This is a genomic window from Zobellia galactanivorans, from assembly GCF_000973105.1.
Taxonomy (GTDB): Bacteria; Bacteroidota; Bacteroidia; order Flavobacteriales; family Flavobacteriaceae; genus Zobellia; species Zobellia galactanivorans.
Window position 1 is genome coordinate 96,038 of the sequence record NC_015844.1, and the last position, 23,894, is coordinate 119,931.

At 43.7% G+C, this 23,894-nt stretch carries 13 protein-coding genes; 11 read left to right on the forward strand and 2 right to left on the reverse strand.

Annotation, left to right across the window (positions count from 1 at the left end; translation table 11 throughout):
• The first annotated feature begins 56 nt into the window (after window positions 1–56).
• A complete protein-coding gene (purL, locus tag ZOBGAL_RS00455) occupies window positions 57–3,740 on the forward strand; it encodes a phosphoribosylformylglycinamidine synthase (RefSeq protein ID WP_013991478.1) in 3,684 nt (1,227 codons plus the stop codon).
• 122 nt (window positions 3,741–3,862) lie between these two features.
• Here purL and ZOBGAL_RS00460 read toward each other — a convergent pair whose 3' ends face one another.
• Entirely contained in the window at window positions 3,863–6,436 is a 2,574-nt protein-coding gene (locus ZOBGAL_RS00460; protein ID WP_013991479.1) for a DUF6923 family protein, read from the reverse strand.
• A 271-nt stretch (window positions 6,437–6,707) separates the two neighbouring features.
• On the opposite strand from ZOBGAL_RS00460, the gene ZOBGAL_RS00465 reads away from it, so the two are divergent.
• The 6 genes from ZOBGAL_RS00465 to ZOBGAL_RS00490 all read left to right on the forward strand — a co-directional run bounded on the left by ZOBGAL_RS00465 (window position 6,708) and on the right by ZOBGAL_RS00490 (window position 15,028).
• On the forward strand, window positions 6,708–8,483 hold the full coding sequence (locus ZOBGAL_RS00465) for an AMP-dependent synthetase/ligase (protein ID WP_013991480.1): 1,776 nt from the start codon (window positions 6,708–6,710) through the stop codon (window positions 8,481–8,483).
• Window positions 8,484–8,668: 185 nt separating this feature from the next.
• Window positions 8,669–9,151 carry a MarR family winged helix-turn-helix transcriptional regulator gene (locus ZOBGAL_RS00470; RefSeq protein ID WP_013991481.1) on the forward strand — a complete coding sequence of 161 codons (483 nt, stop codon included), beginning with the start codon at window positions 8,669–8,671 and terminating at the stop codon, window positions 9,149–9,151.
• A gap of 22 nt (window positions 9,152–9,173) precedes the next feature.
• Window positions 9,174–11,579, forward strand: a complete 2,406-nt coding sequence (locus ZOBGAL_RS00475) for a 3-hydroxyacyl-CoA dehydrogenase/enoyl-CoA hydratase family protein (protein ID WP_013991482.1) — start codon at window positions 9,174–9,176, stop codon at window positions 11,577–11,579.
• A 44-nt stretch (window positions 11,580–11,623) separates the two neighbouring features.
• Window positions 11,624–11,971: a four helix bundle protein gene (locus ZOBGAL_RS00480; RefSeq protein ID WP_013991483.1), complete on the forward strand. Its 348-nt coding sequence runs from the start codon at window positions 11,624–11,626 to the stop codon at window positions 11,969–11,971.
• Between the two features lie 39 nt (window positions 11,972–12,010).
• A complete protein-coding gene (locus tag ZOBGAL_RS00485; RefSeq protein ID WP_013991484.1) occupies window positions 12,011–13,201 on the forward strand; it encodes an acetyl-CoA C-acyltransferase in 1,191 nt (396 codons plus the stop codon).
• A gap of 30 nt (window positions 13,202–13,231) precedes the next feature.
• Complete coding sequence (locus ZOBGAL_RS00490; protein WP_013991485.1) at window positions 13,232–15,028, forward strand: acyl-CoA dehydrogenase family protein; 1,797 nt, start codon at window positions 13,232–13,234, stop codon at window positions 15,026–15,028.
• Window positions 15,029–15,108: 80 nt separating this feature from the next.
• Here the strand turns inward: ZOBGAL_RS00490 and ZOBGAL_RS00495 are convergent, their stop codons facing one another.
• Complete coding sequence (locus tag ZOBGAL_RS00495; protein ID WP_013991486.1) at window positions 15,109–16,911, reverse strand: glycoside hydrolase family 15 protein; 1,803 nt, start codon at window positions 16,909–16,911, stop codon at window positions 15,109–15,111.
• 102 nt (window positions 16,912–17,013) lie between these two features.
• Here ZOBGAL_RS00495 and ZOBGAL_RS00500 point away from each other — a divergent pair, with 102 nt between their 5' ends.
• From ZOBGAL_RS00500 to ZOBGAL_RS00515, 4 genes are all read left to right on the forward strand, one after another.
• Window positions 17,014–19,224, forward strand: coding sequence for a bifunctional alpha,alpha-trehalose-phosphate synthase (UDP-forming)/trehalose-phosphatase (locus ZOBGAL_RS00500; RefSeq protein ID WP_013991487.1), 2,211 nt, complete (start codon window positions 17,014–17,016; stop codon window positions 19,222–19,224).
• 288 nt (window positions 19,225–19,512) lie between these two features.
• On the forward strand, window positions 19,513–20,688 hold the full coding sequence (locus ZOBGAL_RS00505; protein ID WP_013991488.1) for an MFS transporter: 1,176 nt from the start codon (window positions 19,513–19,515) through the stop codon (window positions 20,686–20,688).
• Between the two features lie 104 nt (window positions 20,689–20,792).
• The gene (locus tag ZOBGAL_RS00510) at window positions 20,793–22,151 is read left to right on the forward strand and encodes a DEAD/DEAH box helicase (protein ID WP_013991489.1); all 1,359 of its coding nucleotides are present in this window, start codon (window positions 20,793–20,795) and stop codon (window positions 22,149–22,151) included.
• 124 nt (window positions 22,152–22,275) lie between these two features.
• Window positions 22,276–23,889 carry a M1 family metallopeptidase gene (locus ZOBGAL_RS00515; RefSeq protein ID WP_013991490.1) on the forward strand — a complete coding sequence of 538 codons (1,614 nt, stop codon included), beginning with the start codon at window positions 22,276–22,278 and terminating at the stop codon, window positions 23,887–23,889.
• The last annotated feature ends 5 nt before the right edge of the window (window positions 23,890–23,894 follow it).

Here is a 23,894-nt window from a genome sequence, read left to right on the forward strand (position 1 = left end):
TTGCGCGAAAAGCTGTAAATTTGCCTTTTCTCAAAACCTATCAATTCACAAGCTCAATGATTCACTTCTTCGGGGATGCAGCCACTAAAGTCTTTGCCGTTCAAACGGTAAACGAACTTTCGCAGGAAAACACAAATAAATTGACATGGTTGTTCGGCAACCTACCTAAAATAAACACGGCGTCTATCGACGCCTTTTTTGTTGGCCCTAGGGCGGCCATGATTACGCCCTGGAGCACCAATGCTACCGAAATCACCCAAAACATGGGTATCGAGGGCATTATAAGGATAGAAGAGTTCAAAGCGGTAAGCGAAGATTTTACCGATTTCGACCCAATGCTTTCGGAAAAATATAAAGGACTCTCACAAAGTATCTTTCAAATCGATGTGGTTCCCGAAGCGATTCTAGAGATAGATAATATTGCCGAGTACAACCAAAAGGAAGGCTTGGCCCTTAGTGATGAAGAAGTGGTCTACCTCGAGACCCTATCGAAAAAAATCGGTAGAAAATTGACCGATTCCGAGGTTTTCGGCTTCAGTCAGGTAAATTCAGAACACTGTAGACACAAAATATTTAACGGAAGCTTCGTTATCGACGGTGAGGAAAAACCCGTTTCGCTCTTTAAGCTGATCAAAAAAACATCACAAGAGCATCCGAACGATATCGTTTCGGCCTATAAAGACAACGTGGCTTTTGTAAAAGGGCCCAAAGTGACCCAATTTGCCCCTAAAAGTGCCGATAAACCCGATTTTTACCAAGAAAAGGAGTTCGATTCGGTAATTTCCCTAAAAGCGGAAACGCACAACTTCCCGACTACCGTAGAGCCCTTTAACGGGGCCGCCACAGGTTCCGGAGGTGAAATTCGAGACCGCTTGGCCGGTGGTAAAGGTTCATTGCCCTTGGCCGGTACGGCCGTCTACATGACCGCCTATTCGCGTTTGGAAAAAGACCGCCCATGGGAAAAAGCGTTTCCGGAAAGGGAATGGCTCTACCAAACCCCAATGGATATCCTTATCAAGGCCTCCAACGGTGCTTCCGATTTCGGAAATAAGTTCGGCCAACCCCTTATTACGGGTTCGGTATTGACTTTTGAACATGACGAATCGAAAGACAGTAATGAAAAGAATACAAGAAAACTAGGCTTCGACAAAGTCATCATGCAAGCCGGCGGTATTGGTTACGGAAAAGCGGAACAAGCTTTAAAAGATACCCCGAGGGAGGGGGACAAGATCGTCATCTTAGGAGGCGACAACTACCGTATCGGTATGGGCGGTGCAGCCGTTTCGAGTGCCGATACCGGTGCATTTAGCTCCGCTATCGAGTTGAACGCCATACAACGCTCCAATCCCGAAATGCAAAAAAGGGCCTCAAACGCCATCAGGGGAATGGTAGAGAACGACGTTAACCCGATTGTTTCCATTCATGACCACGGTGCGGGCGGACACCTCAACTGCCTTTCCGAATTAATAGAAGATACGGGCGGAAAAATCGATTTAGACAAACTTCCCGTAGGAGACCCTACCCTATCGGCCAAGGAGATCATCGGTAACGAATCCCAAGAACGTATGGGCTTGGTCATCGGTCAAAAGGATGTCGATTTATTACATCGTATCGCCGAACGCGAGCGCTCACCAATGTACGAGGTTGGCGATGTAACCGGCGACCATAAATTTACTTTCGAATCGGCTACCACAGGTGAAAAACCTATGGATATGAATTTAGAGGATATGTTCGGAAGTTCCCCAAAGACCGTATTGACCGACACTACCGTTCAAAGAAACTATACCAATCCCGAGTACTCTTTAGAGTTCTTCCACGATTATTTGGAACAACTATTACAACTGGAAGCCGTTGCCTGTAAAGACTGGCTAACGAACAAAGTTGACCGTTGTGTTGGCGGACGTGTTGCCAAGCAACAATGTGCCGGCCCCTTGCAACTGCCTTTGAACAATTGCGGTGTTATGGCCCTCGACTTCAAAGGAAAAGAGGGAATTGCCACCAGTATCGGCCACTCCCCTATTTCCGGACTTATCGATCCGGCCGCAGGAAGCCTAAACAGTATTGCGGAAGCCTTGACCAATATCGTCTGGGCTCCGTTAAAAGACAATTTAAAATCCGTTTCCCTATCCGCCAACTGGATGTGGCCCTGTAAGAACGAAGGCGAAGACGCCCGATTGTACAAGGCCGTTGAAGCGGTTTCCGAATTCTCCATCGCCCTGGGTATCAACGTACCTACAGGAAAGGACTCGCTTTCAATGAAGCAAAAATATAAAGATGGGGATGTCATCGCGCCTGGTACGGTCGTTATTTCCGCCGCCGGAAATTGTAATGACATTACCCAAGTAGTAGAGCCCGTATTCCAAAAAAATGGCGGTTCGGTATACTACATCAACCTATCTAAAGATTCGTATAAACTAGGAGGCTCGTCCTTTGCCCAGATTCGCAATACCATCGGTAACGAAGCCCCAAGTATTAAGGACGCTTCTTATTTTAAGACCGTTTTCAACGCTATTCAAGACCTGATAAAAGAAGGGAAAATCGTTGCAGGGCACGATGTAGCTTCGGGCGGATTGATCACTACCTTATTGGAAATGTGCTTCGCCGACAACGATTTGGCCGCGGATCTCGACCTTTCAAGCTTAGGTGAGGAAGATACGATCAAACTACTTTTCTCCGAAAACTCCGGAATTGTTTTTCAAGCGAAAAATGCTTCAGTAGAGGAAAAATTAGCGGACCTCAACATCGATTTCAAGAAAATAGGAAGCGTAGTTTCCGATACCGTTCTGAAAATCAAGAATGGAGGAATGGAAATGGGCTTGAACATAGCATCGTTAAGGGATACCTGGTTTAAGACTTCCTATTTGTTAGACAACAAGCAAACGGCCGGCAATTTAGCCAAAGACCGATATGACAACTATAAAAATCAACCGCTTCAGTATAAATTCCCTGAAAACCTTGATTTAAGTACGGTTCCTGCAAACACTGCACCACGACCAAAAGCAGCCATCCTTCGTGAAAAGGGAAGTAATTCTGAACGCGAAATGGCCAATGCCATGTATTTGGCCGGTTTTGATGTTAAAGACGTTCATATGACCGACCTGATCTCGGGCCGCGAAACCCTTGAGGACATTCAATTTATCGGTGCCGTTGGCGGATTTTCCAACTCAGACGTTTTAGGAAGCGCCAAGGGTTGGGCAGGTGCTTTTAAGTACAACGAAAAGGCCAATGCCGCCCTTAAAAACTTCTTTGCAAGACCTGATACCTTATCCATAGGTATCTGTAACGGATGTCAGTTGTTCATGGAATTGGATTTGATCAATCCTGAACACGAGACCCATGGCCGAATGACCTATAACGATTCACACAAGCACGAAAGCAATTTTACTTCGGTAAAAATACAAGAGAACAACTCGGTGATGCTTTCAAGTTTGGCCGGAAGCACCCTAGGCGTTTGGATCTCACATGGCGAAGGTAAATTCAGTCTTCCGCATAATGAAGATCAGTATGACATCGTTGCCAAATACGGTTACGAAGGCTATCCCGCCAATCCGAACGGAAGTGATTTCAACACGGCTATGCTTTGTGATACCACTGGCCGCCATCTGGTGACCATGCCCCATATCGAACGCTCTATCTTCCCTTGGAACTGGGCGTATTACCCAGAAGGCACTACCGATGTAGTATCGCCATGGTTAGAGGCTTTTGTAAATGCACGAAAATGGATTTTGGAGAACAAATAGCCCTGTAAAACACCCTTATTCAAATCTTACAGCAGCGTGCATTTAAAAGTGCACGCTGTCTTTTTGTAATACATTAGGGCGTGAAACTACATCCTTAACGCCGTACAAAAGTCTAAAAGACCTTATTTCACCATCAATTTATTGCTCCATATTTTATCATTGCTGCTCGTGATCTTATAGAAATAGAGTCCCGATGTCAAATTGTTCCTTTTCAAGACAATACTATTCTGGCCCGCCTTGGTATCACCGCCCATATCATGCGATGAGATTTTTTTACCGGCCATATTGAAGAGTTCCAAGGTATAGCTTCCCGCACCTTCCTCGTAAAAATAGAGATGGGATTCTGATTGCATGGGGTTGGGAAACACAAGAGATTCCGAAGTGTCTTCGGAAATAAAAATTCTTTCTTCCTCATTGTTATTAAAGGAAATATTCGATAGGCTCATTTGCTTGCTTTCCTGACTTCCATCTTCGGACAATAAATTAAAATTGATGACTTTCAGACTCGAGAAATCGGTTGTCGCATTCGTTGCGCTTTTAAAGTCGGAATACAACACATTGTAAGTTTTGGTCTCTCCCGTTAAATTCACTTGGGCCGAATAGGATGCCCCATCACCTTTTAGCAATTTTACTTCCAATACACCCGTTCCACTAGCGTCAAATGTCAACTTGCCGTAATCCGATAAATTGACCGGTGTAAACCGTGGGCTCAGTGCACGATATACCCCAATATAGCTTGATGTTTTTCCACTCAACTCAACATTTCGTTCTACCGGATAACCATCTTCGATATAAGGTGCCTGTACAGGTTTTACTTCATAGTTATCTACCGTAGTACCTTCCGATGAAGCGTCTAACCCCCATGGGGCATCGGCCACAAATAGGTCATCGGGAGTACCATTGGCGATACTCACCCTAAAGCCGAAATCAAAAATATTCCCCGTACTTAAAGCTACTGAATCTAAGTAGCCTTCTATTGGCGCACTTAAGGTTATATTCTCAGAATCACTGGTTTCCGTCCTTTTAAGACCACCTTCCAATTGTATTTTCTCCGTTTTATTGTTGTTCACCAAATTAAGTACCACCTCTCCTTTGGCATATTTTGCCGATTTCACGAAAACCGGTGGGGGTGTAGAGCCCTTAAATTCAGATATTGGACTATGTACTTCCAAAAGGTTCAAAATCTCATCTGCAAGCAGTAAAAGATCATCTACCGTATTGGACCATATCTGAAAATTATAATAGGCCGTGTTGTCGGCGTAGGTATCAATATTCCAATGCGATTCCACCACAAATTCGTCGTTGGCATCCAATCGCACCGAAAAGGTCAATGCGAATTCGGTATTTCCATCGGGCTGTTTGATGATCGACTTGATAAAGTCTTTCTCCCTTAGCTGTAGGGTGGATACCGATAACAGTTGGGCCCCAAGGAATCTGTCACAAATAAACTTACTGTGTTCATACACCTTGTTATCGGTCTTGATAACCATCAATGCGCCTATATTATCGTCCTTCCTTAAATAATCTACCGAGTAGATATCGGAAGCATTCGTAAGGTCTAAAAGATCGGCCGGGGAAGACTCTATGGTACTGGTTTCACCGACCACATCTAAGGGAACCAATTGCTCCAAAGGAATAGCGTCTGCCGCAAATTTTCCCGTCTTGGCATAAGTTGAACCTTTCATCACCTTTTTGGCGCTAAGCTTATCAAACTTATAATTGGTTTTGGCCCGGTTGTAATTCCTCTCTCCGATAAGGGAAGATAACCGGTCATTGCTTTCCAAGCCCCCATCATTGGCACCAGAAGTAAGGTTTATGGTCGGACAAGAAGCTACTCCCGAACACGAAGGGTCATCACAATCTACAAGTCCGTCCCCATCATCATCCACCCCGTTGATACAATCTTCCTGTGGTACAGGGGCCGTAGGACACCTTGCCCCATCATTACTTGAGGCCGCAGGACCAAAGGCGAAAATATTGGATTTGATGGTACCCGAAACAATGTCTTGCACCTTTTCGATTTTATAAACAGCCCCGGTTTGGTTGGCCGAAATATAAAAATTGCCATCTACATCAAAATAAACGGCTCCAAAGGAATAATTCAGCCCCTCTAAAACCGGGACTTCCCCCAAAGGTTCCACTACTCCCGTTTCTGCGGAAATTCGATACAGCACATTCGTTCCCCGCTCTACCGTATACAGCTTATTATCTTGGGCATTAAAGGCCCAGTCGGCTATTGAAAGGCCTTGACTTAGAGAGAACTGCCCTAAATATTCGAGGTAGGTTTCAGATTCAGGGTTTAAATCGATTTTGTAGTAAGAAGTGCCACCCGCTTTAAAGTAATAGATACCGTCCGTTGAAATATCGCCTACATATTTATTACCCGTAGGCAATTCCGGAATGGTATATTGCTCAACCTTAAAATCCTTACCTATACGAACAATAGATTGTGAAGGGGTTGATAAATACCCCCAGATATAACCATCGGTACTATTATAAGCTACCGCATTAACATTACCTGGCGTAATGTTTTCCGATACCAAATATGAACTGCCAGACGCTAGGTCTAATGCATAAATATCATTATATTGAAATAAATACGCATTGAAGTCACAATCGAACGGAGTGGACTGTGATTGCCCTATTGTACCCAATAATACGATCAGATACGTTAACTTTTGTAAAAAAAAATTCATAAGAAGTAGTTTTAAGGCATACTTTGGGTGTAAAAATGGGAGGAGTAAGAATTATTTTAAAAGCGTATGTTTTTTCTTACTTTGGTGCTTCGTCAAAAGATATAACTATTTCATTTTCTTTTTATTGCGGTCTTATAAAATTATCGGTCGAAAAGAGCGTTCTTAGTAAGTGAAATAGTGATTTCTCATAAAACCAATATCAATTTTATGAAAGCTGTTTTAAAATCCCGTGTTCTTTCCCTAATTTGCAAGGACCTTTTAGATATATACTATGCAAGAAATTAGCCGACTTTTTGATTTCCCCTACTATCAGTTGGAAAAATTCAATCTGGAAAAATCACTCGTCTCCAAAAAGGATGGCAAGTGGATTTCCACATCGACCCAAGAATATATAGACCAAGCCAACGCCATGAGCCGTGCCCTACTGCGAATGGGGGTACGCCCTAATGATAAAATTGCCGTCATATCGATGACGAACCGAACGGAATGGAATATTATGGATATCGGCATTCTTCAACTAGGCGCGCAAAACGTTCCTATTTATCCCACTATTTCGGAAGAAGACTATGCTTATGTACTGAACCACTCAGGGGCTAAACTTTGTTTTGTTTCATGTGAAGAGGTCTACAAAAAAGTGAGTTCGGTAAAAGACCAGGTGCCGAGTCTTGATCATATCTATTCCTTCGATGAAATCGGCGAATGCGATAATTGGAAGAAAGTACTTGAACTCGGTGCCGACACCTCTAATCAAGAGGAAGTAGAACAATTAAAAAAACAGGTCAAGTCAGACGATTTGGCCACCCTTATCTATACATCGGGAACCACCGGAAGACCTAAAGGAGTGATGCTATCGCACAATAACCTGGTCAGCAACGCCCTGGAAAGCTCAAAGCGCTTTCCCATAGAAGACGGCAAGACCAAGGCACTTAGTTTCTTGCCTTTATGCCATGTGTACGAACGTATGTTGATCTATTTGTACCAATTCAGGGGCGTAACCATATACTATGCGGAGTCACTCGATAAGATCAGCGAGAACCTTAAGGAAACACAACCTCATGTAATGACGGCCGTACCTAGGCTTCTAGAGAAAGTGTATGATAAAATATACGCCAAGGGCGCCGAACTATCAGGCATTAAAAAAGCCTTGTTCTTTTGGGCGGTAAACCTAGGGTTAAAATATGAGCCCTACGGCAAGAACGGTTGGTGGTACGAACAGCAATTGTCCCTCGCCAGAAAATTAATTTTTAGCAAATGGAAAGAAGGCCTAGGCGGCAACCTAAGCTTGATCGCTTCAGGAAGTGCAGCCTTACAGCCCCGTTTATCACGTATTTTCAACGCTGCTGAATTCGGGCTCATGGAGGGTTACGGCCTTTCGGAAACATCACCGGTCATTTCGGTAAACGACATGCGCGATGGAGGTTTCCGCATAGGCACGGTCGGAAAACCAATAGACCGTACCGAAGTAAAGATTGCCAGTGACGGGGAAATCTGTATAAAAGGCCCACAGGTAATGTTGGGCTATTACAAAGACCCACAGAAAACCGAAGAGGTGATTATAGACGGCTATTTCCACACCGGCGATATCGGAGAATTGGACAGTGACGGCTTTTTAAAGATCACCGACCGTAAAAAAGAAATGTTCAAGACCTCCGGCGGCAAGTACGTAGCACCCCAACTCTTAGAGAACCGCTTCAAGCAATCTCGTTTTATCGAACAGATCATGGTTGTCGGTGAGGGAGAAAAAATGCCCGCAGCCCTCATTCAGCCCGATTTCGACTTTTTACACGAATGGGCCTCTAAACACAACATATCGGCTTCAAGCAATTCCGAAATCATTAAGAACGAGCAGGTCTTGGCACGCTACCAACAAGAGGTCGACCTGGCTAACGAAAAATTTGCCAAGTGGGAGAAAGTGAAACAATTTCGTCTAACCCCCGATGTTTGGAGTATTAATGAAGGGCATCTTACCCCTACCCTTAAACTTCGACGTAAAATTGTCAAAGAAAAATATATGGATCTCTATAACGACATCTATGGGCGTTCATAGGCACTCCCTTCGAACGCTATAAATTTTCGCCCGAAAATATTCTTTTCCCAAAAAGGACCCTACCCCTTTACGAATAAGGTAATTTCTTCGTAGGAAGGTTGTTTAATTGGTTTAAAAAATCAAAAATATATTATGCATGCATAATATATTTTTGTATATTTGATAACCGACAACCCACCTTATGTATGAAAGATATTACAATAGACTACGCGCTGCGTGCCACATGGCAAGCGGTAGCCCGTATGTACAATGAAGAAGCCAAAAAATTCGATTCCACCATGGCCGTGGGTTTTACCCTATTGAGTGTCGACCCTAAGACCGGCACTCCCTCCACAGCCTTGGGGCCCAAAATGGGCATGGAAGCTACGAGCTTATCGCGTATTCTAAAAAGGATGGAAGAACAAGGCCTTATTGAACGAAAACCCAACCCTAATGACGGGCGCGGTGTTCTTATCTATTTGACAGACTTCGGTCTCGAAAAAAGAAACGATTCAAAAAACGTGGTCTTAAAATTTAACGAATCGGTCAGGAACAGTTTATCCGAAGAAAAGATAAATACCTTTTTTGAAGTTATGGAAACCATAAACGAACTCATAGCGGAAAAAACAATTTATACCAACGATAACCCAATAGGCGGTCAAGGTGCACTTGATCCAAAAACAGATTAATTAATAACCCAATAACTACATCGTGAACAAGCATATTAAAAAAGTAGCAGTCATTGGATCCGGAATCATGGGGAGTGGCATTGCTTGCCATTTCGCAAATATCGGAGTAGAAGTGTTATTGCTCGATATCGTTCCTAGAGAGTTGAACGATAAGGAAAAAGCAAAAGGATTAACCCTTGAAGACAAGGCCGTACGCAATCGATTGGTAAACGATTCATTGACGGCAGCCTTGAAATCTAAACCTTCACCCATCTATCATCAAAAATTCGCCTCGCGTATCACCACGGGAAACCTTGAAGACGATATCGCCAAGGTGAGTAAGGTAGACTGGATCATAGAAGTTGTGGTAGAGCGTCTTGATATCAAGAAGAAGGTTTTCGAAAATCTTGAAAAATACCGTACTCCCGGTACCTTGATTACCTCTAATACATCGGGTATCCCTATCAAATTTATGTCCGAAGGCCGAAGTGATGACTTCCAAAAGCATTTCTGCGGAACGCATTTCTTCAATCCGGCACGATACTTAAAACTTTTTGAAATCATTCCTGGCCCGAAAACCTCTCAAGAAGTCCTTGACTTTTTGAACGGATACGGGGAGAAGTTCTTAGGAAAGACTTCTGTTGTAGCCAAAGATACCCCAGCCTTTATTGGTAACCGCATCGGTATTTTTAGTATTCAAAGCCTTTTCCACACGGTGAAAGACGTGGGCATGACCATTGAAGAGGTTGACAAACTTACCGGTCCCGTTATCGGCAGACCCAAATCGGCTACCTTTAGAACCGTTGATGTGGTCGGACTCGATACCTTGGTACACGTGGCCAACGGTATTCACGAAAATTGTAAGGACGATGAAAGGTTAGAACTTTTTAAACTCCCCGATTTCATCGATACCATGATGGAAAACAAATGGTTGGGAAGCAAAACCGGACAAGGGTTCTACAAAAAATCAAAAGATAAGGACGGAAAGACGGAAATCTTGACCTTGGATTTGGACACGATGGACTACCGTTCAAAGAAAAGTGCCAAGTTCGCCACGCTAGAGCTTACCAAAACCATTGATAAGGTGGTGGACCGTTTTGCCGTATTAGTTGGAGGAAAAGATAAGGCCGGCGAGTTTTACCGAAAGAGCTTCGGTCAATTATTCGCTTACGTATCGCACAGGATTCCTGAAATAACCGATGAACTTTACAAGATTGACGATGCTATGAAAGCCGGTTTTGGCTGGGAACACGGACCTTTCCAAATTTGGGATGCCGTTGGTTTGGATAAAGGGTTGGAATTCGTTCAAGCCGAAGGCCTAGAGGCCGCTGCTTGGGTAAAAGAAATGAAAGCTTCCGGACACGACTCGTTCTATTCGGTGAAAGATGGGGCTTCTTATTTCTATGATATCCCTAAAAAGTCCATGGAAAAAATACCGGGACAAGATGCCTTTATCATTTTAGATAATATCAGAAAGACCAAAGAGGTATTTAAAAACAGTGGTGTTGTTATCGAAGATTTGGGCGATGGCATTTTAAATGTCGAGTTTCAGTCGAAAATGAACACCATCGGCGGTGACGTCCTTGCCGGTCTGAACAAGGCCATTGACCTTGCCGAGAAAGATTTTCAAGGTTTGGTTGTCGGTAACCAAGCGGCAAACTTCTCTGTAGGGGCCAATATCGGTATGATTTTTATGATGGCCGTTGAGCAAGAATATGACGAGCTTAATATGGCTATTAAAATGTTCCAAGATACGATGATGCGTATGCGCTACTCGGCTATCCCTACGGTCTCTGCCCCACACGGCATGACCCTTGGTGGTGGATGTGAGCTTTCACTTCACGCGGATAAGGTCGTAGCTGCGGCAGAAACCTATATCGGTCTTGTAGAATTTGGTGTTGGTGTTATCCCCGGTGGAGGTGGCTCAAAAGAGTTTGCCGTGAGAGCACAGGATACCTTTAAAAAGAACGATGTTGAACTAAACGTCTTGCAAGAGTATTTCTTGACCATCGGTATGGCCAAAGTTTCTACTTCGGCTTACGAAGCCTATGATTTAGGTATTCTTCAACATGGAAAAGATATCGTAGTGGTGAACAAAGACCGCCAGATTGCGACAGCTAAGGCACATGCCAAACTGATGGCCGAAGCCGGATATACACAACCCGTAAAACGAAAAGATATCAAAGTACTTGGTAAACAAGCTTTGGGTATGTTCTTAGTGGGCACTGATTCTATGGAAGCTAGCCACTACATCAGTGAGCACGACAAGAAAATCGCAAATAAATTGGCCTATGTCATGGCCGGTGGCGATTTATCGGAGCCTACTTTGGTAAACGAACAATATCTATTGGATTTAGAGCGTGAGGCTTTCTTATCGCTTTGTACCGAACGCAAAACGCTCGAGCGTATCCAACACATGTTAAAGACAGGTAAACCTTTAAGAAATTAATTATAAATAAGTATTGAGATATTAGAATTGGGAAATTAGATATAATGCATAAAGTAGAAAATTTAAAAATATGGAAGAAGGCTATTGAATTAGCTAAATCCATTTATCTACTAGCAGCTGATTTGCCTTCCGAAGAAAAATACGGGCTAGTTTCTCAAATTAAAAGATGCTCTGTATCAATTCCTTCAAATATAGCAGAAGGAGCTGGTAGAAATTCGCAAAAAGAGTTTAAACATTTTTTGAGTATTGCAAATGGTTCAGCTTATGAACTTCAAACTCAGTTAATACTCTTAATCGAATTAAACTTAATAAAAAAAGAAAAAGTAAAACCAGTAATTGACGTTTGTGTTGAAATTCAAAAAATGAATTATTCGTTTCAAAAAACATTATAGATCTCAATACAATAAACTCAATACTCAATACCATTTAAAATGAAAACTGCATATATAGTTAAAGCATACAGAACGGCTGTCGGAAAAGCTCCGAAAGGTGTTTTTAGGTTCAAGCGAACAGATGAGCTCGCCGCGGAGACCATTGAATACATGATGAAAGAATTGCCCGATTTTGATAAAAAACGGATCGATGACGTCATCGTTGGTAACGCCATGCCAGAAGGATCGCAAGGGCTGAACATGGCCCGATTGATTTCTTTAATGGGACTAGACATTGTTGATGTTCCCGGGGTTACGGTAAACCGTTTTTGTTCTTCAGGTATTGAAACCATTGGTATTGCCACTGCAAAAATTCAGGCGGGAATGGCCGATTGTATTATAGCCGGTGGGGCCGAAAGTATGAGTTCCGTCCCTATGACGGGATATAAAACCGAATTGAACTACGATTTGGTAAGTGAAGGCCATGAAGATTACTACTGGGGCATGGGAAATACTGCCGAAGCTGTAGCCAACGAGTACAAAGTATCTCGTGAAGACCAAGATGAGTTTGCTTACAATTCGCACATGAAAGCTTTGAAGGCGCAGGCGGAAGACCGTTTTCAAGATCAGATCGTTCCTATTGAAGTAGAGCAAACCTACATTGACGAAAATGGAAAAAAAGCCACTAGAAAATACACCGTGACCAAAGATGAGGGCCCTAGAAAAGGAACTTCCATAGAGGTACTGAATAAATTACGCCCCGTTTTTGCAGCCGGTGGTAGCGTTACCGCAGGTAACTCTTCGCAGATGAGCGATGGTGCCGCATTTGTATTGGTAATGAGCGAAGATATGGTCAAGGAACTTAATCTTGAGCCTATCGCCCGTTTGGTGAATTATGCCGCTGCCGGCGTACCCCCAAGAATTATGGGTATCGGTCCGGTTGCCGCCATTCCAAAAGCTTTAAAACAGGCTGGCCTAAAACAAGATGACATAGAGCTTATCGAGTTGAACGAAGCCTTCGCTTCACAATCACTTGCGGTAATACGCGAACTCGGATTGAACCAAGACATCGTAAACGTTAACGGAGGTGCTATTGCACTGGGGCACCCATTGGGCTGTACCGGTGGCAAATTATCGGTGCAACTATTCGATGAGATGAGAAAACGGAATATGCAAGGCAAGTACGGCATGGTAACCATGTGTGTAGGTACAGGTCAAGGCGCTGCCGGCATCTACGAATTTTTGAACTAACACAAGAAAACTAACATTAAGCAAAAAACTATGAGCAAAGAAATTCTACGTGGTGGTCAGTTTTTGGTAAAAGAGACCAATTGCGAAGACATCTTCACTTTAGAAGATTTGAACGAAGAGCAGAAAATGATGCGCGAAAGTACCAAGGAGTTCGTTGATCGCGAACTATGGGCGCATTGGGAACGCTTTGAAAAGAAAGATTACGCCTACACCGAAGCGTGTATGCGCAAGGCGGGCGAACTCGGACTCTTAAGTGTTGCCGTACCCGAATCTTATGGAGGAATGGGCATGGGCTTTGTTTCTACCATGTTGGTCTGTGACTATATTTCGGGGGCTACAGGTTCTTTTAGTACCGCTTTCGGTGCACATACAGGTATTGGTACTATGCCTATCACCCTGTACGGAACCGAAGAGCAAAAACAGAAATATGTTCCTAAATTGGCTTCTGGCGAATGGTTCGGTGCCTATTGTTTGACCGAACCTGGCGCGGGATCTGATGCCAATTCGGGTAAAACAAAAGCGGTACTTTCCGACGATGGAAAATACTACAGCATTACCGGACAGAAAATGTGGATTTCGAATGCTGGTTTTTGTAACCTCTTCATTGTTTTTGCCCGTATAGAAGACGATAAGAACATTACCGGTTTCATTGTTGAGAACGACCCTGAAAACGGTATCTCATTCGGTGATGAAGAAAAAAAATTAGGGATCCACTCCTCCTCGACCCGTCAGGTGTTCTTTAACGACACCAAAGTACCGGTAGAAAATATGCTCTCTGAAAGGGGCAACGGATTCAAGATCGCGATGAACGCCTTGAACATAGGCCGTATTAAATTGGCCGCAGCCTGCTTAGATGCCCAAAGACGGGTAATCAAAGAGGCGGTGACCTATGCCAATGAACGCATTCAATTTAAGACACCGATTATCAATTTTGGCGCGATCAAAGCCAAAATCGCCAATATGGCCACCAATGCCTATGCCGGTGAATCGGCCAGTTATCGTGCCGCCAAGAACATTGAAGACCGTATTGCCATTCGTGAAGCCGAAGGCAATTCGCATCAAGAGGCCGAATTAAAAGGTGTTGAAGAATACGCCATCGAATGTTCTATCTTAAAGGTGGCCGTTTCCGAAGATGTTCAAAACACCACCGATGAAGGTATTCAGATTTTCGGAGGAATGGGCTTTAGTGCCGATGCCCCAATGGAAAAGGCATGGAGAGATGCCCGTATCGCCCGTATTTACGAAGGAACCAACGAAATCAACAGAATGCTGGCCGTTGGTATGCTGGTTAAAAAAGCAATGAAAGGCCATGTAGACCTATTAGGTCCGGCTACGGCAGTAGGTGAAGAATTAATGGGAATCCCATCGTTTGATACCCCTGATTTTTCAGAGTTGTTTGCCGAAGAAAAAGATTTGATCAAGAGGTTGAAAAAAGTCTTCTTGATGGTTGCCGGAAGTGCCGTTCAAAAATTTGGTCCTGAATTGGAAAAACACCAACAATTGATGCTTGCCGCCGCCGATATACTGATTGAAGTATACATGGCCGAAAGTACCATCTTGAGAACCGAGAAAAATGCGAAACGCTCTGGGGAGGATTCCCAAAAAACCCAGATCGCCATGTCTAAATTGTACTTATACAATGCTACCGAAACCATAATCCAAAAAGGGAAAGAGGCCATTGTCTCTTTTGCCGAAGGTGACGAGCAACGTATGATGCTTATGGGCTTGAAACGTTTCACCAAATACACGAACAATCCCAATGTGGTTGCCCTGCGCACACAAATCGCAGATCGAATCGCCGCTGATAACGGATACACTTTCGATTAGTGTTTATGAATGGATGAGAAATAAAAAACACCCCGGCCGGGGTGTTTTTTTATTATTGGATTTCTTTTATAAAAAAGGACTTACGCACGCATAGACTCCTTGATATCCTCGTTGGAATCTTTTTTTGAAAAGTTAACGGCACACTCGATCAATGCCAAATGGGAATAAGCTTGCGGGAAGTTCCCCAGCAACCTTTTGGTCTTAAAATCCAAATCTTCACTGAAGAGTCCCAAATGGTTACTATACCCGAGTAATTTTTCGAATAGCTCAAGCGCCTGGTCGTGTTCCCCAATTTTAAACAAGCTGTTCACATACCAAAAAGTACAGACCGTAAACGATGATGAAGGCAGTCCAAAATCGTCTTCATTCTTGTATCTATATAGCAGTCCATCATTGCTCAACTCCTTACCAATGGCCCTTACCGTGCTCTTATAACGCTCATCGGAGGCGTCAACGCAACCGTAAGATTCCATAAGTAAAACGGAGGCATCCAAATGTTTGGACCCGTACGATTGGGTGTACGCCCCTACTTCCTCGTTCCAGGCATTTTCGTAGATATCGTTCCAGATTTCCTCCCTCAAGGGCTTCCATTTTTCTATTTTATGGTGCTTTCCTAACATTTCCGCCACCTTTATGGCCCTATCCAAAGCCGTCCAACACAATACTTTCGAGAAGGTAAAGTGCCGGTCTTCGGTACGGAATTCCCATATCCCCTTATCCGCTTCATGCCAATGGTTTCCAACGATCCAAACGATTCCCTTGGTAATCGACCACAAGTCTTCACCGTTTTCGATATCTACGCTAAACTTTACCATCTGTTCGTAGATTACATCCATAAGGATCCCATAAATATCGTTCTGCTTTTGGTGATATGCGGCATTTCCGATACGTACTGGCTTTGACCCTTTGTAACCGCTTAAATGCTCTAAGGTTTCCTCGGTCAATTTTTTCTCCTTGTTGATCCCGTACATAATCTGTAGTTTCTCGGCCTTATCGGGAATCAAGTCGATAATAAACTTCAAATAGCGTCGGGCTATGTTCTTATGGCCCAATTCAGACACCACTTTTATTACCATGGAAGCATCGCGAATCCAACAAAAACGATAATCCCAGTTTCTTACCTCCCCTATGGTTTCGGGCAAGGAGGTAGTAGCTGCGGCCAATACCGCACCGGTTTTATCGTAACTCAATAGTTTTAGGGTTAGCGCACTCCTTGAAATTTCTTCGTTGAACTTTTTATATATGGGTGTCCGAGCAGACCAGTTCAACCAATAGACCTTGGTACTCTCTAGTTCCAAATAGGCCTTGTTCGTTGTGGTCGGGAATATTTTCTCGTTATAGCCCATTAAGAAAAAACCATCTTCGGTCAAACTGATTTCCTTTCCGTACAGTACGGCTTCCTTATCAAAGGAAGTATAAAGAAATACGGTATCAAACTTGATTTCATGGGTTAAGCTGGCAATGAAATCCTTTTTAATATAACTCTTGGTCTCCCCTTGGGCATATTCCAATTTGGGGTCGTAGCGTACCTTGAACTTTGGCTTACCCTCTACCAACCTAATATATCTTATAAATTCGGGCGGAGCCACATAGCTACCGTCTTCTTTATGATAACGCGGCATGAAATCATGGACTTCAAAACAATTATCCCCATCGGTAAACGTGGTTATTAAAATACAGGTCCTTGGTTCATATCGTTGTTCTATAGTATATTTTTCATCGACCAAAAACTCAAAACTCCCTCCGATTTCCTCATCTAAAAGTTTCGCAAATACCGAAGGGGAATCAAATTCTGGTAAACAGCACCAATCGACACTACCCGTCTTAGATATTAATGCTGCACTTCGACAATTTCCTATTATTCCGTAGTCTAAACTATCCATTCAATAAAATTGTTAATTCAATCAGGGTTCGTATTGTAATTGCCCTTCTTTTTCACGAAATTTAGAGAAATTAAATATAAAACACCGCAAAATATCCGATTTATGGGCAAAACTATCATAATCTCAAATAGACTACCCGTTCAGTTGCAAATCAGCAACGGAACCATTACCGCAATACCGAGTGTTGGCGGTTTAGCTACAGGTATGAAATCTGTACATTCGAGCGGAGACAGCTTGTGGATCGGGTGGAGCGGACTCACGGAAGAGGATATTGTACCGGAGTTGGAACCTAAGATCGATGAGGCCCTTGCTGCGCACGGTTCTTCCAAGGTGAAGCTTACCGAAAAGGAAGTGGACGGCTTTTACTACGGATTCAGTAACCGGACTATCTGGCCTTTGTTCCACTATTTTTTAGAGTATTCCGAGTTTCAACTGGACTATTGGAATACCTATAAGAAGGTAAACCAAAAATTTGCCGATGCCATTTTGGCAAAAGCGGAAGACGGCGATACCATTTGGGTGCACGACTACCAACTCATGTTGGTGCCACAAATGGTCCGCAAAGAACGACCCAATGTTTCCATAGGATTCTTTTTGCACATCCCGTTTCCCTCTTTCGAAATTTTCAGGACACTACCTTGGCGTGAAGAACTGTTGGAAGGCGTTTTAGGCTCCGACCTTATCGGTTTTCATACCTACGACTACGAAAGACACTTTCTTAGCTCCGTAAGACGTTTGTTGGGGCTGGAGGTGAGCTTTAACGATATCTCCATGGGCGACCGGTTGATCAAAGTGGATTCCTTTCCTATGGGTATCGATTACAAGAAGTTCAGCGATGCGGCCAAAATACACTACAACAGGGCCGAAGATGAACAATCGGAATTACAGCAACGTTTAAATGCCCATAAGAAGACCGACCCCGAAGCCAAATTCTTTTTATCCATAGACCGTTTGGACTACAGTAAGGGAATTGCCAAACGATTGAACGCCTTTGAGTATTTTCTAAATAAATATCCACAATATAAAGAGAAGGTAAGGTTGATCATATTGGCCGTCCCCTCCAGATCCAATGTGCCACAGTACCAATTATTGAAAAGGGAGATAGACGAGCTTGTGGGCCGTATAAACGGTGAGTTTTCAACCGTAAGCTGGACCCCCATCTGGTATTTCTACCGATCCATGCCCTTTGAAAACCTTATCGACCTTTATACTTCCAGTGATATTGCCTGGCTTACGCCACTGCGCGACGGTATGAATTTGGTAGCCAAAGAGTACATCGCCACCAGAACCGACAAAACCGGTGTTTTGATCCTGAGCGAAATGGCGGGATCGGCCAACGAAATGAACGAATCACTACTGGTCAACCCCAATAACTTTGAACAAACGGCCGATGCCTTGCACGAAGCGATAAACATGCCGGTAGAAGAACAAAAAGCCCGGAATTCAATACTGCAAAAGAGATTGGCACGCTACAATGTGGAAAAATGGGCCAACGACTTTATGACCTCGCTTAAATCGCAAAAGGAACGCGATGCGGCCAATGTTTCGCGTAAACTGACCGATAAGTTATTGGAGTCTATATCCGTACAATATTCCAAAGCGAAAAAAAGATTACTATTCCTCGATTATGACGGAACGCTCGCCGGTTTTCACAACGACCCGCAAAAAGCAGGTCCCGACGAACAATTATACGAACTGTTGGACATATTGAACGAGCAACCCAATACCGTTCTTTACTTAATAAGCGGTAGAGACAAAGATACCTTTACCCAATGGTTCTTGCCCAAAAAGTACAATATGATCGTTGAGCACGGGGTATGGATCTCGCAGGAAGGCGAACCCTTTAGAATGCTGGAAAACGTTAAGAACGACTGGATGGAAAAGGTGCGCCCCGTATTGGAATCCTTTGTAGACCGTACACCGGGAAGTTTTATCGAAGAGAAGAACTATAGCTTGGCCTGGCACTACAGAAAAACCGATCCCGATTTTGGTAGCAAACGCGCCATGGAGCTTTCCACAACCTTGACCAGCCTTATCGGCACCGACGACCTGAGCCTGCTCAACGGAAACAAAGTGGTGGAAGTAAAGAGCAGTAACGTAAACAAGGGCCGGGCTTCGGTACGGATCCTGGGTGAGGACGAATACGATTTTGTCTTTGCCATCGGCGATGACTGGACAGACGAGTTCATGTTTCAAGAATTACCGGAAAGCACGGTCACCGTAAAAGTGGGCATACAAAAAACAGCGGCCAAATATTATGTAGAGAGCACACAAAAAGTTAGGGGACTCCTGCAAAAATTTGCCGAACTGTAAAATCGCCTTGCCCTATACGCTCAAAAAACATACGAAGTACGGCCATACCGTTTGAATAAATACAATTCAGTCCAACAGGATATCAGGGTATACCTGTTGGACATCCTATAAAGAAACGGAAGGACCGAGAAACACAAAAATGGGCAAACCAAGAACCACATTATCACCGATAATAAAACTAGTGGCAAAAAGAAGTCTACCTCTGCAGGCGTCCCCTCTTGTACAGTTACCCTTTACGCGCATGAAAAAGACAATAATGCCAGGGCCACTTTTGTTCCGTAAATTATATTGAAGCCGCGCGCCCACATACTCCCCATAATCATCCTCTCGCAATTTGCCTGCACCTCTTTATGGTTTGCCGGCAATGCCATTGTAGATGAACTGACGCTTAAAACGGGATTAGGACCTGAAATCATTGGCTACGTGCTCTCTTCGGTACAATTGGGCTTTATCATCGGCACTTTGGTCTTTGGCCTTTTTATGATTGCCGACCGGTTTTCGCCCTCCCGAGTATTTCTCATCTGCTCCCTTTTAGCCGCCCTCTGCAATTTTCTACTGCTCTCTGAAACCTTATCGAAGTGGACCTTGCTCTTCGCCCGTTTCGGTACGGGATTTTTTCTTGCCGGCATCTATCCCGTGGGCATGAAAATAGCGGCAGATTATTACCAAAAAGGATTGGGAAAGGCCTTGGGCTATTTGGTAGGCGCCCTTGTCTTGGGAACCGCCTTCCCCTATTTTGTGAGCGGTACCAGTTTGGGCAAGGATTTTACCTTGGTCATAAAAATTACTTCCGCCCTTGCCATAATGGGCGGTGTGGCCTTATGGGCATTCGTCCCCAACGGCCCCTTCCGTAAGCCCAGTGCCAAGCTTTCGCTAGGTGCGGGGCCCTTACTTTTTAAATTACACAGTTTTAGACAGGCCGCTTTTGGGTATTTTGGCCATATGTGGGAGCTTTACGCCTTTTGGGCCTTTACCCCACTCGCCCTTCAAACCTATAATACAATGTGGGCTTCGGAGATATCCGTTCCCTTATCCACTGGAATGATCATTGCCTTAGGTGGACTTTCCTGCGTGTTTGGAGGATTGCTATCCTTGCGAAGCGGAAGTCGAAAAGTGGCGGTGGTCTCCCTGCTTCTTTCCGGTCTTTTCTGCTTAATTTCCCCCGTACTCTTTACCCTCCCCTCGGGATTGTTTTTGGTCGGTTGGTGTTTTTGGGGGATGGCCATTACCGCAGACTCCCCTCAATTTTCAAACCTGGTGGCCACCTCGGTTCCACCCGAATTAAAAGGTACGGCACTGACCCTCGTAAATTGCATCGGTTTTGCTATTAGCATTTTCAGCATACAATTGCTTTCCTTCTTAGCGGAAACCTTCGACATTACCTACCTCTTTATCGCTTTGGCCTTGGGGCCTTTCATCGGACTCTTGGGTTTGCTTGGAAGAAAGCACAGGCATGTTCGATAGCATATCGGTAAAACGATATCGTCATTCTTTCAATCTCCCCAATAATTCTTATAATTAGTTCAAATACACACGCAAATAGGATTTTTCTTAATTACTTTTACACAATGGACACTTTCGATGATTTTAAGATTAAAAAACAGTTAAAAAAGGCCATTGTTGATTTAGGGCTTGAAAAGCCGACCCCTATTCAACAAGCGTCGTATTCTACCATTCTTGGTGGCTCCGATTTTGTGGGAATTGCACAGACCGGAACCGGAAAAACAATTGCATACCTGCTACCCATCTTACAGGATTTGAAATTTTCAGACCAACTACATCCTCGGGTAGTCATTCTGGCACCGACCCGCGAACTTGTAATTCAAATTGTAGAAGAAATAGAAAAATTAACACCCTTCCTTAGCGTAAGGGCTCTTGGCGTCTTCGGAGGCTCTAACAACATAAATCGTCAAAAAAGAGCCGTTGCAGAGGGGCAAGACATCATCGTAGGTACGCCCCAAAGGTTGTACGACTTGGTTCTGGCCAACGTCTTGCGACTCAAATCGGTAAAAAAACTAGTAATCGATGAAGTTGACATTATGCTCGACTTTGGCTATAAAACACAGTTAAAGAACATCTTTGAATACCTTCCCAAGAAACGGCAGAACATTCTTTTTTCGGCTACCATGACGACCTACATAGATGAATTAATGGACGATTTTCTGATCAACCCCGTTAAAAAAACCATCTCTATCAGTGGTACACCTTTAGAGACTATAAAACAAGAGTCTTATACGGCCCCTAATTTTTACACCAAGGCCAACCTACTGAACCATTTATTGGAAGACCGGGAAGAATATAATAAAGTCTTGATTTTTGTTGCGAGCAAGGTCGATGCCGATAGGTTGTTTGAAGTGCTCGATTTTGAATCTGAAATATCGGTCATCCATTCAGGTAAGGAGCAAAACCATCGTACCAAATCCATAGAAAAATTCGAAAGCGGTAAAAGCAGGATCCTAATTGCTACCGATGTTATATCCCGTGGAATCGATATAGAAAAAATCAGTACCGTAATCAGTTTTGACACCCCTTATTATCCTGAAAACTACATCCACCGTATTGGGAGGACCGGTAGGGCCGGGGAAAAAGGACGGTCTATCCTCCTTTATAATGAAAAGGAGACCATTTTAAAGGAAGCCATTGAAGAGTTGATGAATTACGCCATCCCCTTCAATGAATTTCCAAAGGAAGTGGAAATAAGTTCAAAACTCACTCCCGAAGAGGATGTCAAGCCCATAGACCCCAACAATGAATTGGACGACGACCAAGCACACAAGGCCGGGGCTTCCTTTCATGAAAAATCGGCCAAGAACCGCAAGAAAAAGCCCGAACTAAAGAGCTACGAGAGAAAACTAAAAAAGAAATACAAGAAGCCCCAAAAGCGAGGAGACAAAATACAAAACAAAAAAAGCAGGAAAAAGAGGTAATACATTCCTTAAAGAAAGGCGTTCTATCAAAACAAGCTTTCCTTTAAATTTTACAGAAAAGCGGAACCCAAAAAGCATAAGCCGCTATCTTGAACCTGTTTCTAATTCCATATACCCAATACCAATGAAACGGATATTAATTTTAACTATGATGATGGTTGCCACCGCAACCTATGCCCAACAATTCACAGAACAAGACAGCCTGAGGGGGAGCATTACCCCGGAACGCGAATGGTGGGACCTCAACTATTATCATCTTGACGTAGCCGTAGACCCCGACAAAAAGTTCATTTCAGGAAGCAATACCATTCGCTATAAAGTCTTAAAGAAAAATCAGGTGATGCAGGTTGACCTACAGCCTCCCATGACCATAGAAAAGGTAACCCAAGACGGCCAAGAACTACAGGTAGCCCATAATGGCAATGCCCATTTCGTACATCTGAAAAAGATCCAGAAAAAGGGAGATTTCAATGAGATCAAGGTATACTATTCCGGTCACCCGAAAGAAGCGGTAAGAGCTCCTTGGGACGGCGGGTTCTCTTGGAAAAAAGACAATAAGGGCAAAGACTTCGTAGCCACCTCGAACCAAGGCCTGGGAGCCAGCGTGTGGTGGCCCAACAAAGACCATATGTACGACGAGGTAGATAGTATGCTTATCAGCGTAAAGGCCCCAAAAGGGCTAATGGATGTCTCCAACGGCAGGTTGAGAAAAGTCGACAAAGACACCAATACCTACCACTGGTTCGTATCGAACCCCATTAACAACTATGGCGTAAATATCAACATAGGGGACTATGTACACTTTGGTGAAAAGTACAATGGGGAAAAAGGTATATTAGACATGGATTATTACGTGCTCCGCGATAATCTTGAAAAGGCCAAGGAACATTTTAAGGACGCCCCTAAAATGATGAAGGCCTTTGAACACTGGTTCGGCCCCTACCCTTTTTACGAAGACAGTTTTAAACTGGTAGAAGTTCCTTACCTCGGCATGGAACACCAAAGTTCGGTTACCTACGGAAATCAATATATGAAGGGGTATTTAGGAAGAGACCTTTCAGGAACCGGATGGGGGCTGAAATTCGATTTTATTATCATTCACGAAGCCGGACACGAGTGGTTCGCCAACAACATTACCTACAAAGATGTGGCCGATATGTGGGTACATGAAGGGTTTACCGCCTATTCGGAAAACTTGTTCGTGGACTTTTACTATGGAAAAGAGGCCGCCGCCGATTATGTAATCGGTACCCGTGCAAGCATTCAAAACGACAAACCGATCATTGGCCCGTACAACGTAAACGTAGAGGGGTCAAAAGATATGTACTATAAAGGGGCCAACCTTCTACATACGATAAGACAGCTAGTAAACGACGATGAAAAATGGCGACAGATCCTTAGGGGGCTAAACCGTGAGTTCTACCATCAAACGGTAACTACCGGGCAGATTGAAGATTATATTTCCCGTCACGCAAAAATAGACCTTTCAAAGGTGTTCGACCAGTATTTACGTACGGCAAAGATTCCTATGTTCGAGTACAAGGTGGATGGAAACGAGGTAAAATACCGATATACGAACGTTATAGCAGGTTTTAATATGCCTTTAAAAGTCTGGGTCGACGGTACGGCACATATCCTTAAACCGGCCGGAAAGTGGAAAAAGCAAAAACTGGATGGAGATCTATCGACATTGGAAGTAGACCGGAATTATTACGTAGACCAGCAATTTTTACCCTAGCGTAA